Origin of the sequence: Natribaculum luteum (genome assembly GCF_023008545.1) — an archaeon.
GTDB classification, from domain to species: domain Archaea; phylum Halobacteriota; class Halobacteria; order Halobacteriales; family Natrialbaceae; genus Natribaculum; species Natribaculum luteum.
The window spans coordinates 2816727-2831779 of the sequence record NZ_CP095397.1 but is presented as its reverse complement, the minus strand read 5'-3'; the positions used below and the strand labels follow the sequence as shown (position 1 = coordinate 2831779).

Here is a 15053-nt window from a genome sequence, read left to right as displayed (position 1 = left end):
AATGACTGTCGACCGAACGTGAACGACGGTTCGATCGCCGGCCCGCCGTTCAATCGGGGAGCCGACCCTCGAGCGTCCGCTGGAGGTCCTCGGTCTGTTCGTCGAGACCGTCGCTAATGCGAACCTCGTAGGGGTCGGGATCCTCGAGTTGTCGATGTTCCTCGGGGAGTCGGCCGACGTTCTCGACGGCGGTGGCCCGGACGGTCTCGAGGTCCGGGAAGTCGTAGACGCGGTCGCCATCTTCGACGACGGTGACGAGCAGTTCGTCGCCGGGGAGGTCCTCGTCTCGAAGGCCGACGACGTCGCCCGTGAACCGATCGCCGTCCGTCGTCCGTCGCACGCTCTTTGCACCCGGGTAGGTCACCTTGCCCGTCGAGAGTTTCATCGTCGGCTGCATCTCGCCGTCGCGTTCGACGGCGACGAGTTTGTAGACGCCCTCGACTTTCGGCGCGTCCGTGCTCGTCACGAGTGCGGTCCCCGGGCCGAACCCCGATCCGACGCCGTCGCTGGCGAGGAACTCACGGATCGCGTACTCGTCGATCCCCGAGGAGATGAACTGGTCGACCTCCGGGATCACCTCGTCGACTTCCTTCGAAAGCGCGGCGAGGTCGCCCGAATCCAGCCGAACGCCGCGGACGTCGACGCCCCGCTCCTCGACTATCTCCTTCGTGATCTTCGCGCCGTTGACCGTGTCGTAGGTGTCGATCAGCAGGATGCTGTCCGCGCCGTACTCGTCGACGAACGTCTCGAACGACTCGAGTTCGTCCTCGAAACTCTGGACCCACGAGTGAGCCATCGTCCCGTACACCGGGACGTCGAACAGTTCCCCGGCGGCGACGTTCGACGTGCCGTCGAAGCCGCCGACGTACGCGGCCCGGGCAGCTTTGACCCCCGCGTCGGTGCCGTGTGCTCGTCGCGACCCGAAGTCGACCAGTTGCTGGCCGTCTCCCTCGCGCTCGATCACGTCGCGCATCCGCATCGCTTTCGTCGCGATGAGCGTCTGGTAGCCGATCTGGTTGATGACGGCCGTCTCGAGCAGTTGCGCCTGGAGGATCGGTGCCGTGACCTCGAGCAGCGGTTCGTTCGCGAACACGGGCGTCCCCTCCGGGAGTGCGCGAACCTCGCCGGTGAACTCGAAGTCCTCGAGGTGGGCGAGGAACTCGTCGTCGAACCCCTGTTCGGCCAGGTATTCGATCGCGCGATCGCCGAACGTAACGTTCTCGACGTAGTGGACGGCCTGCTCGAGGCCAGCGGCGAGCATGTAGCCGCGGTCGGGCGGCAGGTCACGGAAGAACAGGCTGAACGTCGCTGTCGGATTGTGCCCCTGTTCGTGGTAGGCCTGCATCATTCGCAACTCGTACAGGTCGGTAAACAGCGCCAGATTGTCGGGGGTGACGTGGCCGAACTCCGTCGACATGGATCGTCGATTCGCGTTCCAGTTTCATCAATCGTCTGTCGATCCTTTCAGCGTGAGAGCCTCGACGGAAGACGCGTTTGTTCGCCTTTGGCGTAGCGTTCGATACGCGGCTTTCGAACGTGTAGACACCGTGCAGGTGCAAAATACTTTATTTAACCTCCGGTAAAAATGTGATTCACGAATTAATGGCAATTCTTAGACAAGAAGGTTTATAGTCTACTGCCAGAGTTGACCGACGTATGGGACGCAAGGATCCGGTACGAAACCGGGACAATGAGCCCCGAAATAACGAAATGCTACCGAATACGCTTACAGTCGTTGGACAGGGTACACCTGCGAGTTTCGAAGTGACGTTCGACGGAGAGTTCGAACCGGAAGAGCCGGGTGCGTCGGACGCGATGACGATCGTCTCTGGCACGACTGCAGAGGGAACCATCGAGAGTGGGACACAGCGGTTCCGGTTCTCTGGAGACGTAGCCGACGTCACGATCGTCAACCGCGGCGGCCTCGCTCCCTCGTCGGTCGTCGATCCTGAGATCTACGTCGAAGACTAGTTCGTTCTGGCCGATCTCGAGTTCTGTCGCGATTTCTCACTGTCGGTGACAGTTTTCCGGACCGACGCTGTACAGAGCCAGTAGCGAGTATAGAACGCGCTCGTCGACGCCGTCGTCTACGTACCGGAGACGTATCTACGGTCGTTCGAAATGTCGCCCGGAACACTAACGTCCAGCCTCATCCCGTGGCGGCGTGCCGCGTCGGCTGGCTAACCCTCGTGCCGGGCGGGAGACTCCGTCAGGAGTCCCCGAGTCAGTGGTGTCGCGCGCCCGGGTTCGCCGTTCTGTCATCGCACCCGAACGGGTAGGCTCGGACGGGGACTTGAGGCACGCACCAGAAGTAGGTGACGTGGCGTGAAAACGCTTTCTCGTCCGGTCGTCGAAGCGATCACCCGGAGACCGACGGCGCGGTCGCGTTCGCCGAGTCGGCGTTCTCCTCGAGCCACTGCTCGTACTCCTCGGGTTCGAGCGCGACGACAGTGGCGCGCATCCTCGAGTGGCCCGCGCCACAGAACTCCGTACACGTGGCGTCGTACTCGCCGGGTTCGTAGACGTGGGTCCTGATCCGTGTGTACTCGTTAGGGAAAGCGTCCTGTTTGATACCCAGATCCGAGACGAAAAGCGAGTGGATGACGTCGTCGGACGTCAGCCAGATCGTCACGTCCTCGTCGACCGGGACGACGATCTCGTCGCGAGTCGTCACGTTCGCGTCGGGGTAGGTCGCTTCCCAGCCCCACCGATACGCGAGGACGCGGACCTCCTCGTCGTCGGTGTCGGGCAACGACTCGAGCCCCCGTTCCGCCTCGTCGCCAGCGAAGTCGGTCGGCTGTGCCGGCGAGACGTACGGGCTCACGAGCACGGAGTAGCCGGAGACGCCGACGAAAAGCAGGATGATCGCGGTCGCGGCCGTCCAGGTGATCTCGAGTGCCGGATCTTCGGTCGTCGGTCTCGGGTCGTCGTTGTCGTGGAACGTGACGGCGGCGTAGACGAGGATTATCAGGACGAAAAGCGAGAGCGGGAGCGCGACGTACAGGAGCTGAAAGTTGAGCCCGTCGATGAGATCGCGGTTCGTGGCCTGGGCGGCGACGGGAGAACTGAGCCAGAGCGTACAGAGCAGGGCCGTCGCGACCACGAGTAGCGAACGACGTCGCATCGTCGTGGCTTTCGTCGCGAATCTTGAAATACGGCTTTCGTTACGACGGTGAGTGTCGTCGGCTCACGACATTTCAGAACGCGTCGATTGAGGTTTATTGACGTCGGCGGTGAGGGCGTTTCTATGTATCGTCGAGTTCGTCGCGACGGGCGTCTCCGGGTGGGACGATGACCCGGGGGCTCGTCGAGATGACGCTGCTGTTGACCATCCTCTCGAGCTGTCTCTTGCTCGTGATCTACGCTCGTCGCCGGCAGGTGTCGGCCCAGCCGGACGGTGGGTATCCGGTCATCGGCGAGCGCGGGGTGTCCGTCTCGACGGCGCGTGCGGAGGCCGTGCGCTGGCTGATGACGACGAACCACCGGGAGATCGGCCTGCTCTACATCGCCTTTGGCACCGTCGCGGCGCTGTGGGGCGGGGTCGACGCGATGATGATGCGGACCCACCTGCTGACGCCCGCGGCCGACATCTGGACCGAGCAAACGTACAACGAACTGTTCACCATGCACGGGCTGACGATGCTCATCTTCTTCGTCGCGCCCGTCTTCTTCGGCATCGGGAACTACTTCCTCCCGCTTTTGATCGGCGCCGACGATATGGCCTTTCCCCGACTGAACGCGGTCGGGTTCTGGATGCTCCCGCCTGCGCTCGTGCTCGCCCGGCTGGGGATCCTCGCCGAGGTGACCGGCAAGGTGCTCTCGCTGGTCGTTCCGTCGGAGTGGATCTCGTTCCTGCTGGCCCTTCGCGAACCGGCGATCGGCTGGACGCTGTATCCGCCGCTCTCGTCTGCGACGCCGGACCCACAGATCAACTTCCTCCTGCTCGGACTGCACCTGAGTGGCATCGCGACGACGATCGCGGCGATCAACTTCATCGTCACGATCGCCTACGAGCGCGCCGACGACGTCGGCTGGGGCGACCTCGACATCTTCTCGTGGAACATGCTCGTGACCAGCGGTATCGCACTCTTTGCGTTCCCGCTGCTCGGCAGCGCCCTGCTGATGTTACTCTTCGATCGCAACTTCGGGACGACGTTCTTCGCGACCGAAGGCGGCAGTCCGATCCTCTGGCAACACCTGTTCTGGTTCTGGGGCCACCCCGAGGTGTACATAATCTTCCTTCCTGCGACAGGGCTGATGAGTCTCATCTTGCCGAAGTTCGTCGGCCGTCACCTCTTTGGCTTCAAGTTCATCGTCTACTCCACGTTCGCGATCGGGGTCCTCTCGTTCGGCGTGTGGGCACACCACATGTTCACGACGGGAATCGATCCCCGCGTCCGTGCGAGTTTCATGGCGACGTCGGTCGCCATCGCCGTCCCGAGCGCGATCAAGGTGTTCAACTGGATCACGACCATGTGGAACGGCAACGTCAAGCTCGCGGCGCCGACCATCCTCTGTGTCGGCGGTATCGGCATGTTCATCTACGGCGGCATCACCGGCGTCTTCCTCGCCGTGATCCCCGTCGACATCATCTACCACGACACGTACTACGTCGTCGGTCACTTCCACCTCATCCTCATGGGCATCATCCCGCTGATGATGTTCGCGGCGAGTTACTACTGGTATCCGATACTCGCCAGGCGAATGTACGACCGTCGACTTGCGATCTTTCAAGCTACCCTCCTCGTTGCTGGTTCCGCACTCACCTTCGCGACGCTCGTCGTCATCGGCTTCCTCGAGTTGCCGCGCCGTTATGCCACCTATCCGCCGGAGTTCGTTCCGCTGCAGGTCGTCGCGACGGTCGGCTCCTACCTCATCGGACTCAGCGTCCTGTTGTGGTTGTACAACATGCTCTGGTCGTATTTTCAGGGTGATCCGCTCGAGAACGCCGATCCCTGGGATCTCAAGTCGACGGGCCAGTTCACCCGCGAGTGGCAGTGGCTCGAGGACAAACTCGAGCGCGAGCGTGGGATCGAGCCGGTCGAACCCGAGGAGGTCCGTCCCTCGTACGTCCCGCCGACGGAAGTCGAGAAGACGTTCTCACAGCAGCTACTCGAAGTTGGACGGCGCGTCGGAAGCAACGCGATCGTGGGGGCTGCCGGCGGTCTCGTCGGAACGCTCCTCATGTCGGGCGTGCTGTTCGTCGCCGTCATCATCGGCGTTTTCGATCTCGTCTCGTTCGCCGATCTCGCCGGACTCGTCGGCCTGTCAGCAAACGTCGGACTCGGCTACCTGGTCTTCCTCGTCGGCGGGATGACGGTCTGGCCGCTGCTCTTTCTCACTCTCGGCGAGTACCTGCCGGGCGAACTCAACCTCGTCACCGGGCTCGGATACGCGACCGTCATCTCCACCGGGTTCGCCATCGCGTTCTACGCCGGTCAGACGGACCTCGAGTTAGTCGGCTACCTCGTGTTCACTCTCGTTGCCCACTGGACGTACGGCCTCGGGCTCGCCGGCACGCTCGAGTACCTCGGCGTGTACAGATCACCCCGTCGGAGGAGTCATGAGCAGGACTGACGCCGACGCCACGAGCGACGAGGAGTCACGGATCGTCGTCTACGCCGTCCCGTTCGTGGGCGTCCTCCTGATTGCTGCCGGCATCCCCAGCGCGATTCTTGGCGGTTACGTCGTCGTCCAGGACTCGCTCGGCCTCTGTAGCGATCCGGACGTTACCGTCACGCCGCTCGAGGACGAGGAGGCCGACACGCCCCGCGAAACCGTCGAACGGCTTCCCTACGACCGACTCTCACCGGCGGAGCAGGCGGCCGTTCGGGAGGCGATCGACGGTCCGACCGACGACGCGACCGTCGAGGGCGGTCTCGAGAATCGGGACACCTTGCGCGAGGGCGTGATCGTCGACGTCGACGGGCGGTCTTACTACGTGACGATCGCCTCGCTGAACTCGTGTCTCGAGGCCGAGCCCCTGTTGTTCCCGATCGGTGTCGTCGCGATCTTGCTCGGGATCGTCGGGGTACTCACGCCACCGATCTACCGGCGGATGGCGGGCTTCGAAGAGCGGATGAAGCGGCGCCCGCCGCGGGAGTGATCGATCGTCGCGGTGGTGGCGCGGCGCAGACGGTCGTCAGACGGCCGCGCCGCCGTAGAGCACGAGCACGAGAAAGAGCCAGACGGCGTCGACGAAGTGCCAGTAGAGCGAGACCGTCGCAACGGACGTGTCGCGCTCGGTGCCGTAATCGCCGCGAAGCGCTCGCCAGCAGAGGATCGCGATGGCGGCGACGCCCAGCGTGACGTGGAACCCGTGGAGTCCGGTCAGGCCGAAGAACGCGCTCCCGAAGATTCCAGACGAGAGCGTAAACCCCTCCCGGACGACGAACTCGTAGTACTCGTAGACCTGTCCGGCCAGGAAGACCACGCCGAGGACGAGCGTCGTCCCGAGGAGGCCGAGAAACCGCCGCCGACGGTCGTGGTCGAGCGCCTCGTGAGCGTAGTGAAGCGTCACGCTGCTCGAGACCAGGACCACGGTGTTGACGAGGACGAGCGAACTGAGAAGTGGCGGCAGCTCCTGGGGTGGCCACGTGCCAACGCGAATGAAGAAGTAGTAGACGAACACCGCTCCGAACGTCGAGACGTCGGTGACGAGAAAGAGGGCCGTCGTGCTGACGTATGACTCGCGGGACTTGCGGCTCGTCCCCGCTCGCGCCGGCACGAGAAACGCCTGCTCGAGCCAGCCGGCCAGGCCGACGAGCAAGACGACTGCGCCGACGCCGGCCAGGCCGATCCCCACGGCGGGCGGTACGGCGGCGACGATGCTCCCGAGGAGGTAGATTCCGAGCCCGGCGTAGAGTCCACCCGCGCCCGCGGCAGCGACCAGCGGCCACCGGCTCCGGTGGTCGTGCTCGTCGTGATCTGCGTGGTCGCCAAGGCCGGGTCGGGATTCGCCGTCCGCATCCTGCCGGCCGACCACGTCGGACCTCGACGTCTCGGTCGCGTCGCCAGGGGGGTCGACGCCGTTTCCCATACCGACGGTACGACGGCGAGTGGCAAAAAAGCGACACCGCTCGCGGTCGCGACTAGAGCGCGTACTCGTCTTCCCGGAGCTGGACGTAGTTTCCGTTTCGGTACGTGAACTTTCGGCGCTTGTAGGCGGCGACGAGTTTCGTCGCACCGACGCCGGCGGAGTACTTCTTGCGCAACAACGACCCCTCGAAGTCGCCGGCGGTCATCCCGTTGACGATCTCGAAGGCGCGGTCCCAGTCGTCCGGTTCGTACTCCGCGACGATGTCCGCAAAGGAGACGTTCCGGAGAATCTCGTCCCCGATCGCGCGCTTCCAGACGTCGTTGTAGTGCTCGAGGGAGTCGGTCGCGGCGAGGCGGCCGGCAATTTTCCCCGACCGAACGGCGACGTGGTAGCCGCCCTCGTGGAACGCCGAGGTAGTGCCCATCGCACCACCGGCGACCGCGATGTTCGCCTGCACGGGCGAGTCGATCGGCCGCGTCGAGGAGATCGGATACGTCTCGGTCCCCTTCGATTTCCCTCGGTCTTCGACGATCGGGAAGTCCTCCTCGACGTCGTACTCGTCACCGTACTCGAGTTCGAGCAACCGCTGTACGTACTCGGACCCGCTCGGCAGCTGCTCGTCGGTCGGCTCCAGGAGCTTGTACGATTCGGGGTGGGCGACGTCCTCGAGACGCATCCCGATCGGCATCGTCAGGCCGACGCGGGCGACGGTGCCGTCGTTGGGGAACACCCACGGGTAGGCCGTCTCACCGGGCATGTATCCCCACCAGAACTTCAGCCGGTTCTCCTCGAAGACCTCCTCGGGGAACTCGCGGTACTCCTGGTAGGCGATGTGGTTCGCCTCGGGCGGCGAGAGGTACTCCGAGACGCTCGTCCCCGGCGGGGTGAACTGGTCGAGCGCCTCGAGCGTGATCCGGCGCTGTGGGCCGTCCGCGAGGACGACGTACTCGGCCTCGATCAGTTCGCCAGACGAGAGGGTGAGCGTGTGGGTCGGCCCCGAGAGGTCGGTCTCGAGGTCTTTGACGCTGGTGCCGACGCGCAGGTCTACCCCGGACTCGGTGGCGCGCTCGTGGAGCCAGTCGTCCATGCGGGCACGGTTGAACGTGTACCCAAACCGGTCGTACGAGGACTCGATTCCGGTCGAGGTCAGTTCGACGCTCGCCGTCGGCCCGACGAAATCGACCGCGTCGAGTTCCTGCAAGACGACGTCGTCCGGCAGCTCCCGGTAGTCGACGTCCATGATGTCGACCCAGTAGTCGAGCATTCCGGCGGCGTCGGTCGAGTCCGGACCGAGGCCGTCCCGGTCTTCCCGCGGTACGCCCTGCTCGAAGAGGACCGTCTCGGCACCGTGGGCTGCGGCCCGCTCTGCCGCAGACGTCCCCGCCGGGCCACCGCCGACGATCGCGACGTCAACGCGCTCCATACACCGTAGAGACTCAGCGATACCTATTAAACTGCCTGAAAACGGTTCAGTCTGTTTGAGCTGTCGTTCACGCTTGCCGAGAAATCGATCGCAGACGCGCCGGCGTGCCGGTCGGGATCGGATGCACGCTCGCCGACGCTCTCCGCCGCGTGACCGCTCGGTTTTTTCTCGCCGTCAGACACACTGTCGACCATGACGTCGACCGAACACCTGTCCGTAGAGACCGCCGAGGGCGTCGGACGGATCGTGATGGACCGACCGGAGCGACACAACGCGATGGACGAAGCGATGGCAGCGAACCTCGCGACCACCATCGACTCGCTTTCTGCCGACGACGACGTTCGATGTCTCGTTCTGACCGGCACCGACGGAGTGTTCAACACCGGTGCAGACCTCTCGACGTTCGACGGCGACGAGACGGACGCCGACCGACTGGACGCGATCGCGACGCCGCTCCACGCGGCCGTTCAGGCGCTCGTCGACGCGCCGAAACCGGTCGTGACCGGCGTCAACGGCGTCGTCGCCGGCGGCGGACTCGGCCTCGCGCTCGCCGGCGACGTCGTCCTCGTCGCGGACGACGCCCGATTCGAGTACGCCTACCCGACCATCGGTCTCTCGGGCGACGGTGGCGCGACGTGGTTTCTGCCACGACTCCTCGGCCTGCGACGGGCGCAGGCGTTCGCCTTACTCGAGGAACCGATCGACGCCACGGCGGCCGTCGAACATGGTCTGGCGACCGACGCCGTCCCCGCCGACGAGTTCGACGACCGCCTCGAGGCGACGGCCTCGAAACTCGCGTCGGGGCCGACGCTCGCCTATGCGGAGATCAAGACGCTGTTGCACGAGAGCGGCCAGAACGACCTCGAGACCCACCTCGACGCGGAGAAAGACCGAATCACGGATCTCGCCGACACCGACGACTACGCGGCCGGTCTCCACGGTTTCCTCGAGAAGGAGTCGCCCGAGTTCGAGGGCGAGTGAGCCGCTACAGCGCGTCGAGCACCCGCTCGAATCGCTCTGCTACCTCCTCGGCGATCGGCTCGAGGTCGGGATTCTCGGCGATGCCGACGAGCCGCTCGGGGTCGACCGCGCTCACGACGACGTCCCCGTCGTCCGTCTCGTAGACCGCGACGTTACACGGCAAGAGCACACCGAGGTCGATCTCGTCCTCGAGTCCCTGGTGGGCCAGCGGCGGGTTGCATGCCCCGAGGATGCAGTACTGGCGGAACTGTTCGTCGAGTTTCTTCTCGAACGTGGCCTGCACGTCGATGTCACAGAGGATCCCGAACCCCTCCTCCGCGAGGGCGTCTGTCGTCTGCTCGACGACCTCGTCGAACTCTCCGTCGATTACGCGTTGTGTCGTATACCCCATACCCCACAATATCGATCCTCCTCGTAATCACTATTGTGGAGATCGTTGGTTCGGTGTGACTCAGGCGGCTGCGACCCGGTTGAAACAACATGCTGCAGGTCGAGGAAGGGGGCCAACTTCACTCAAATCGTCCCGGCTAGTCGGTTGCTTTCGATCGACTGGTATCAGTCAACTTCTGAAGGTTATCGAGCAGAACCAATCCCGGCTGCCATCCTCGACGAAGCGACCGGTGATGATGAGTATGTATCGCAGCCCGGCTGAGAGCCCCAGAGAGGGTCTGCACATCGTTCTGCGCACCCACGCTTCTAGTGATCTGTCCTATATAGCTCCCAGAGGTCTCTGAGAACCGTCCCGGATTCCTCACTGAGGGTTCCGAATACGTCCCAGATAACTCCTAGATTTCCGCGTCACTCTAGAACCGTACTGGAGTATTGGAATCAACCAGAATTGTTCGATCCCGGAACCGCTTCAGTCAGTGGCCTCCGGTAAAACTGCTCTCTGGTTTCGGCCCTTTCCAAGCTGTGGTACTTGCGTACTCGGCGGCTCGCTCTGTGTCTGTCTGTACTAGCATATTTTCACTCTTGTGTTCTTTCGAGAAGATGTATCTGCAGCTGTTCAAACCGCTGCGTTGAAATCCCTATCTAACTAACTAGATCTCTCAACCGCCTTCTCCACATGTGAACGTGAGCACCGGCGTACGTTCTCTCGAGTCGGCGGTCGTCGGTCACTTCGAATCAGAATTGAATTCACGACGCCACTGTCGGTAGAGCGCGGTGCTAAAGGCAAGAAGAATTACCGCGATGACAAGGTTGCGAAGTAACGGTCCAGCTTCTTCGCTGAGGTATAATTGCAGGACTCCGACGCCGACGAGGAGGATAACGACGAGTACTGCCAGGACCATCATTACCGTCGCTGTTCCGAAACGATCAGCGTCGGTCATGCAGTGGCCCTCTCCCGTCGTGTTTGTCGGCTTCTCATGATTCCACTGAACGAGTTACCCGGTAACGACATTATTGGTCCACTCGTAGTTGGGCTGGTGGGTCGCGACGACTCATACTGTTGGACAACATGGTTCATACATCGATCGCACTCAAAACGCTGTCGCCAACGGCTCCAGACGTCGAGACGTGATCGAGTATCGAATCGAGTACCATGACAAGGAACGATTCTTGGTCTCGATTCCTGCAGTATCAGCGACCCGATTGATAACTCCAATCAATGATGCGCTTTGGTACGGATTTCCTTCGCGATTGAGCCAGATGCGATCGGTGTCGTTGTATGCTTCAATCTGCTCTCGCTCTTCCAGCCACGCCTCGAGCACTTCTGCCGTATCATGTCGAAGGGCGACTTCCCAGTTGTCACGACTTTTCACGGCATCGTTCTTGGGGATTTGGAGGACTGCTTTCTGTGGCCGGAACCAAGAGGTGGATGCCTTTTCGACCTCGGCTGGTCGTAGTCCTGCATCGAGCGAAACCCAGACGAGAGACGGAATCTTCCATGAGTTCGCGTCTCCCCAGTCATCCGAGCTGATCTCGTGCTTCGGCTTGCCGAGCCGTTGTGCCAGAACTTGTTTCCAGTAATCGAGTTCCCCCGGTTCAATATCCTCGAGTTCTGGGACCTCTCCGTGCTTTAGCGATGCACTGCGAATCTTTCGTCGTTCCTCGCGATCGAGGTAGTCTTGTGGATTCGAGTTGGTGGTGGTGAAGGTCACATCCGGCTTCCAGAGATCTCCATCGTGCTCGTCGTGCCGCCACTTGAACAGCCGTTTGACACACATGACGTGCTTCTTTTTATCCGAGGTGCTGGAGTCCTTGTACTTCCGGAGATAATCCACGTATGCATCAGCATGGTCGTGGGTAATGTCAATTGTGAATCCATTAGTCTGATTTTGCCAGACCCAGCGATAGAACATGTCCAGCCTGTCTGCTGTCATCTTCACTGTTCGGCCGCTATATCCTTCGAATTTGTCCAGATCCTTCCCGCAGTTCGCAAGCCAGCGAATGAGTTTCTCTCGATGTTTGCGATAGAGTTTCTGTTCGCGGGCGTTCAACATTTTCTTCGTCGGGTTGGTCAAGATTGTTGGCTCGTTGTAGTCTTTCATAGCTTGCTCTCCAGTCAGACGACGAGTTTGGGTGCCCAACCGGCAAATTCGATTGTTGACTGGTTGCTTTTAAATGTTTGAAGTATTCTGGTAATTCAGTTTATCTTATGATTACTATTAGGACTGGTAAAGGGCAGTACGGACTACTGATAACGGAAACTGACGCAGCACTTTCGCAGCACTCTCACTCATTATCTAGCTGATGATTATTGATCGAACGATCTACAACAAAAACAGCGTGACCTGAGCAGCCACACTTGAGACGAGTTTGATTGCTCACCGGGGCAACTTAACCGGTTTTCGAAAAGTGAAACCTGCCGGTAGAAGGTCTGAGAGTGGAAGAATGCTCCGACGGGGATTTGAACCACGCCCAGACGTGCTCGCTTCGCTGTGCGCGACTGGTCTCATTCAAATCCAAAGGCGCATTTGCTGCTCACGGGTTTGTTCGCAGCAAAATGCTCCGACGGGGATTTGAACCCCGGTCATTGCCTCGAGAGGGCAATATGATTGGCCGGACTACACTATCGGAGCCCGTCTTGCCTGCACTCTTTCGTTGCTCGCTGTTGTGTTTAAGGGTTCCGTTTCGAGGCGGCAGTGTATCCCACTGACACGCACGGAGTCGGTCATTCCTCGAAGGGAGACTTGGTGGCTTCGGGTTCGAAGCCGTCGAGGCTGATGATGTTCTCGCGGCCGACGCGGAGTTTGCTGATCGTGCCTTCCTCTTCCATATCCGAGAGGAGCATGCTGACTTTCGACTTCGACCAGCCGGTCTCCTCGACGATGTTGACTTGCTTCATCCGGCCGCCGTTGTCGCGAATGAGTTTGACGACCCGGTCCTCGTCGGTCATCAGGCTCTCGTCGGGGAGTGTGGGGGGCTGGTCCGCCTCGGAATCGACAGCCCCGTCGGGTAACCGCTGTGAAGCGGCGTCCGGCGCGGGGCCGTCGTCTGGCGAGTCGTCGGTCGACGCACCGCTACCGAACCGATACCAGGCGAACCCGCCGAGTCCGAGGGCGACGACGACCAGTCCGGCGACGAGCCATGTCGACGAGAACAAGTCGGTCAGAGACGAGTTACCATCAACCTGGCTGTCGCTCCCGTCGCTTCCTTCCGGCACGAGGACGACGCGGGGTTGACCGTCGGGGAACTCCCGTTCACCGTTCCACGTCACCGAACTCGCGCTCTCGAGCGACGTCCCGAGGTACTGACCCTCGGGCTGGGCGCTCTCGAAGACCAGTCCGTCGCCGGGTCGAACGACGAACGACTGGTCGGGGCCGATGTAGAGGCCGCCGTCGAAGACGTCGCCGACGGTGACGGACCCGTCGTCGTCGACGGTTGCGAACCCGGTCCACGTAAACGACATCTCCACGTAGCCCATCGGATTCGGCCGGTAGTTGATACCCGCCGACCGATTGAAGTTCGTCGCCTCCATCTGGCGGTCGGTCTGGTTGGAGCCGGTGGCCGTAAGTGCCTGGGCCTGCTCGGTAAAGCGGACGTAGAGTTCGGTCTCTTCCTCTTCGAACTGTTCGGCGAACTCTCTGTACTCGTCCGTTTCGTTAGAGTCAGAAGACGTGTTTAGCTGCCGTTCGTGGCGGAACGTCCACGTCGAGTCCCCGTTCTCGGAGACGGTGACCTCGAACGTCGTGCTATCGAACTGCTGTGACTGGACTGCTGTGACGCGTCCGTTCGTCTCGAGAGACGAAGCTGAATCAGGCGTGAGCGTCGCAGACGAAATATCTGCGGTGGTGTGACTCGCTCCCGGGAGTGATCCACCTGCACTGACGACAGAGACGGCGAGAATCAGCGCGACGATTCCTGCCAGAACCGACCGATACATTCGTCCTACACTACGTGCCGTGGCTAAAAGAGCTTGTGAATTCAAACCAATACTGTCACGAGCGTTTAACTATCGTGCCGTTCGCGACGACGGTAGCGGGCCGCTGCCACGCCGTCACGTCCTCGAGTGGGTTCGCATCGAGAACGAGGAGGTCGGCACGGAACGCCGGTTCGACGAGTCCGACGTCGTCGAGATCGAGCAAGGAGGCGGCGTCGACCGTGGCGGCCTCGAGTGCGTCTTCGGGCGAGAGACCGTGATCGACCAGTCGCTCGAGTTCTTCGGGAACGGCAGCGAACTCGTTGAACGGCGTCCCGGCGTCCGTCCCCATGGCGATCGGCACGTCTGCCGCAAGTGCGTGGTCGAACGCGTCGTCGAAGGCCTCGAGAGAGCGGTCGGCTTTCGCGACGGCTTCGGGCGGGATGCCGGCATCAGATCCTGCCTCGACGATGCCGTAGAGCGCGTTCGCGGTCGGCACCCAGTAGGTCCCGTTGTCGGCCAGGCGCTCGGCGGCGTCGGCGTCCATGAACGTGCCGTGCTCGACGCTGTCGAATCCAGCCTCGGCGGCGTTGACGATCCCTTCGGCCCCGTGGGCGTGGGCGGCGATCGGGACGTCCGCCGCCCGAGCGACGTCAGCGGCGGCCTCGAGTTCCGCCCGCGTCAGTTCGGGCACGCCGGTTCGGCTGCCGGTCGTGAGGACGCCACCGGTGGCGATGCACTTGAGGACGGGCGCGCCGCCTTTGAGCTGTTCGCGGGCGGCTTTCCGAACGTCGGCCGGGCCGTCGGCTTCGCGGGCGAACCAGTGGCCGTGGCCGCCGGTCATGGTGACGGCCCGTCCCGCCGCAAGCACTCGCGGACCGGCGATCGTTCCCTCGTCGACGGCGCGGGCAGCGTCGATCGCCATCGTCCCCCAGCTGCCGAGGTCACGGACGGTCGTCACGCCAACCTCGAGTAGCGTCTCGAGGTTCGCCGCGACGCGGTAGGCTCCCGCGTAGTCGTTTTCGGTTCGATACGTCGAGACGTCGGGGCGGCCGTCGAAGGCGAGGTGGACGTGAGCGTCGATCAGGCCTGGCGTGACGAACTGTCCGGAGACGTCGATCTCGCGGTCGGCGTCGTCTGGAACGTCGCCGACAGCGGTGATGCGGCCGTCCTCGATGGCGACGTCGGCGGTCCGCGTCCCGGTGGCGTCGACCACCGATCCGCCGTGGAGTACGATCATGCAGAGTAGTTCCGCCCGACGGGCAAAAGCGTCGTGGCCGACGAGTCGAATCGAGCGACGGACGTGA

At 62.4% G+C, this 15053-nt stretch carries 13 protein-coding genes and 1 tRNA gene; 4 read left to right on the top strand and 10 right to left on the bottom strand.

What is annotated here, in order from left to right:
* Nucleotides 1-49: 49 nt before the first annotated feature.
* Entirely contained in the window at nucleotides 50-1417 is a 1368-nt protein-coding gene (locus tag MU558_RS14660; protein ID WP_246967674.1) for a nicotinate phosphoribosyltransferase, read from the bottom strand.
* 347 nt (nucleotides 1418-1764) lie between these two features.
* On the opposite strand from MU558_RS14660, the gene MU558_RS14655 reads away from it, so the two are divergent.
* A complete protein-coding gene (locus MU558_RS14655) occupies nucleotides 1765-1971 on the top strand; it encodes a hypothetical protein (protein WP_246967660.1) in 207 nt (68 codons plus the stop codon).
* Nucleotides 1972-2359: 388 nt separating this feature from the next.
* On the opposite strand, the gene coxB is transcribed toward MU558_RS14655, so the two are convergent.
* Nucleotides 2360-3124, bottom strand: coding sequence for a cytochrome c oxidase subunit II (coxB, locus tag MU558_RS14650; protein ID WP_246967657.1), 765 nt, complete (start codon nucleotides 3122-3124; stop codon nucleotides 2360-2362).
* 167 nt (nucleotides 3125-3291) lie between these two features.
* On the opposite strand from coxB, the gene MU558_RS14645 reads away from it, so the two are divergent.
* Both MU558_RS14645 and MU558_RS14640 read left to right on the top strand, forming a co-directional pair.
* The gene (locus MU558_RS14645) at nucleotides 3292-5577 is read left to right on the top strand and encodes a DUF6789 family protein (RefSeq protein ID WP_246967654.1); all 2286 of its coding nucleotides are present in this window, start codon (nucleotides 3292-3294) and stop codon (nucleotides 5575-5577) included.
* Complete coding sequence (locus MU558_RS14640; protein WP_246967651.1) at nucleotides 5564-6106, top strand: DUF7979 domain-containing protein; 543 nt, start codon at nucleotides 5564-5566, stop codon at nucleotides 6104-6106. The genes MU558_RS14645 and MU558_RS14640 overlap by 14 nt, the downstream gene beginning before the upstream one ends.
* Before the next feature lie 36 nt (nucleotides 6107-6142).
* Here MU558_RS14640 and MU558_RS14635 read toward each other — a convergent pair whose 3' ends face one another.
* Together MU558_RS14635 and MU558_RS14630 are read right to left on the bottom strand one after the other, a co-directional pair.
* Nucleotides 6143-7039 carry a cytochrome c oxidase subunit 3 gene (locus MU558_RS14635; RefSeq protein ID WP_246967648.1) on the bottom strand — a complete coding sequence of 299 codons (897 nt, stop codon included), beginning with the start codon at nucleotides 7037-7039 and terminating at the stop codon, nucleotides 6143-6145.
* Between the two features lie 52 nt (nucleotides 7040-7091).
* On the bottom strand, nucleotides 7092-8462 hold the full coding sequence (locus MU558_RS14630) for an NAD(P)/FAD-dependent oxidoreductase (protein WP_246967645.1): 1371 nt from the start codon (nucleotides 8460-8462) through the stop codon (nucleotides 7092-7094).
* A 192-nt stretch (nucleotides 8463-8654) separates the two neighbouring features.
* On the opposite strand from MU558_RS14630, the gene MU558_RS14625 reads away from it, so the two are divergent.
* The gene (locus MU558_RS14625; RefSeq protein ID WP_246967642.1) at nucleotides 8655-9443 is read left to right on the top strand and encodes an enoyl-CoA hydratase/isomerase family protein; all 789 of its coding nucleotides are present in this window, start codon (nucleotides 8655-8657) and stop codon (nucleotides 9441-9443) included.
* Nucleotides 9444-9447: 4 nt separating this feature from the next.
* On the opposite strand, the gene MU558_RS14620 is transcribed toward MU558_RS14625, so the two are convergent.
* The 6 genes from MU558_RS14620 to MU558_RS14595 all read right to left on the bottom strand — a co-directional run bounded on the left by MU558_RS14620 (nucleotide 9448) and on the right by MU558_RS14595 (nucleotide 14986).
* Nucleotides 9448-9834: a DUF302 domain-containing protein gene (locus MU558_RS14620; RefSeq protein ID WP_246967638.1), complete on the bottom strand. Its 387-nt coding sequence runs from the start codon at nucleotides 9832-9834 to the stop codon at nucleotides 9448-9450.
* 724 nt (nucleotides 9835-10558) lie between these two features.
* Nucleotides 10559-10774, bottom strand: a complete 216-nt coding sequence (locus MU558_RS14615) for a DUF8073 family membrane protein (protein ID WP_246967635.1) — start codon at nucleotides 10772-10774, stop codon at nucleotides 10559-10561.
* A 150-nt stretch (nucleotides 10775-10924) separates the two neighbouring features.
* Entirely contained in the window at nucleotides 10925-11935 is a 1011-nt protein-coding gene (locus MU558_RS14610; RefSeq protein ID WP_246967632.1) for a site-specific integrase, read from the bottom strand.
* A gap of 456 nt (nucleotides 11936-12391) precedes the next feature.
* Nucleotides 12392-12466, bottom strand: a tRNA-Glu gene (locus tag MU558_RS14605).
* A 92-nt stretch (nucleotides 12467-12558) separates the two neighbouring features.
* Nucleotides 12559-13770: a helix-turn-helix transcriptional regulator gene (locus MU558_RS14600; RefSeq protein ID WP_246967629.1), complete on the bottom strand. Its 1212-nt coding sequence runs from the start codon at nucleotides 13768-13770 to the stop codon at nucleotides 12559-12561.
* Nucleotides 13771-13825: 55 nt separating this feature from the next.
* Entirely contained in the window at nucleotides 13826-14986 is a 1161-nt protein-coding gene (locus MU558_RS14595; RefSeq protein ID WP_246967612.1) for a metal-dependent hydrolase family protein, read from the bottom strand.
* Nucleotides 14987-15053: the final 67 nt, after the last annotated feature.

What these genes read in the sequence shown, in the direction of transcription:
- MU558_RS14660 (WP_246967674.1), bottom strand. Translation starts at nt 1,417, where the DNA reads ATGTCGACGGAGTTCGGCCACGTCACCCCCGACAATCTGGCGCTGTTT.
- coxB (WP_246967657.1), bottom strand. Translation starts at nt 3,124, where the DNA reads ATGCGACGTCGTTCGCTACTCGTGGTCGCGACGGCCCTGCTCTGTACG.
- MU558_RS14645 (WP_246967654.1), top strand. Translation starts at nt 3,292, where the DNA reads ATGACCCGGGGGCTCGTCGAGATGACGCTGCTGTTGACCATCCTCTCG.
- MU558_RS14640 (WP_246967651.1), top strand. Translation starts at nt 5,564, where the DNA reads ATGAGCAGGACTGACGCCGACGCCACGAGCGACGAGGAGTCACGGATC.
- MU558_RS14635 (WP_246967648.1), bottom strand. Translation starts at nt 7,039, where the DNA reads ATGGGAAACGGCGTCGACCCCCCTGGCGACGCGACCGAGACGTCGAGG.
- MU558_RS14630 (WP_246967645.1), bottom strand. Translation starts at nt 8,462, where the DNA reads ATGGAGCGCGTTGACGTCGCGATCGTCGGCGGTGGCCCGGCGGGGACG.
- MU558_RS14625 (WP_246967642.1), top strand. Translation starts at nt 8,655, where the DNA reads ATGACGTCGACCGAACACCTGTCCGTAGAGACCGCCGAGGGCGTCGGA.
- MU558_RS14620 (WP_246967638.1), bottom strand. Translation starts at nt 9,834, where the DNA reads ATGGGGTATACGACACAACGCGTAATCGACGGAGAGTTCGACGAGGTC.
- MU558_RS14615 (WP_246967635.1), bottom strand. Translation starts at nt 10,774, where the DNA reads ATGACCGACGCTGATCGTTTCGGAACAGCGACGGTAATGATGGTCCTG.
- MU558_RS14610 (WP_246967632.1), bottom strand. Translation starts at nt 11,935, where the DNA reads ATGAAAGACTACAACGAGCCAACAATCTTGACCAACCCGACGAAGAAA.
- MU558_RS14600 (WP_246967629.1), bottom strand. Translation starts at nt 13,770, where the DNA reads ATGTATCGGTCGGTTCTGGCAGGAATCGTCGCGCTGATTCTCGCCGTC.
- MU558_RS14595 (WP_246967612.1), bottom strand. Translation starts at nt 14,986, where the DNA reads ATGATCGTACTCCACGGCGGATCGGTGGTCGACGCCACCGGGACGCGG.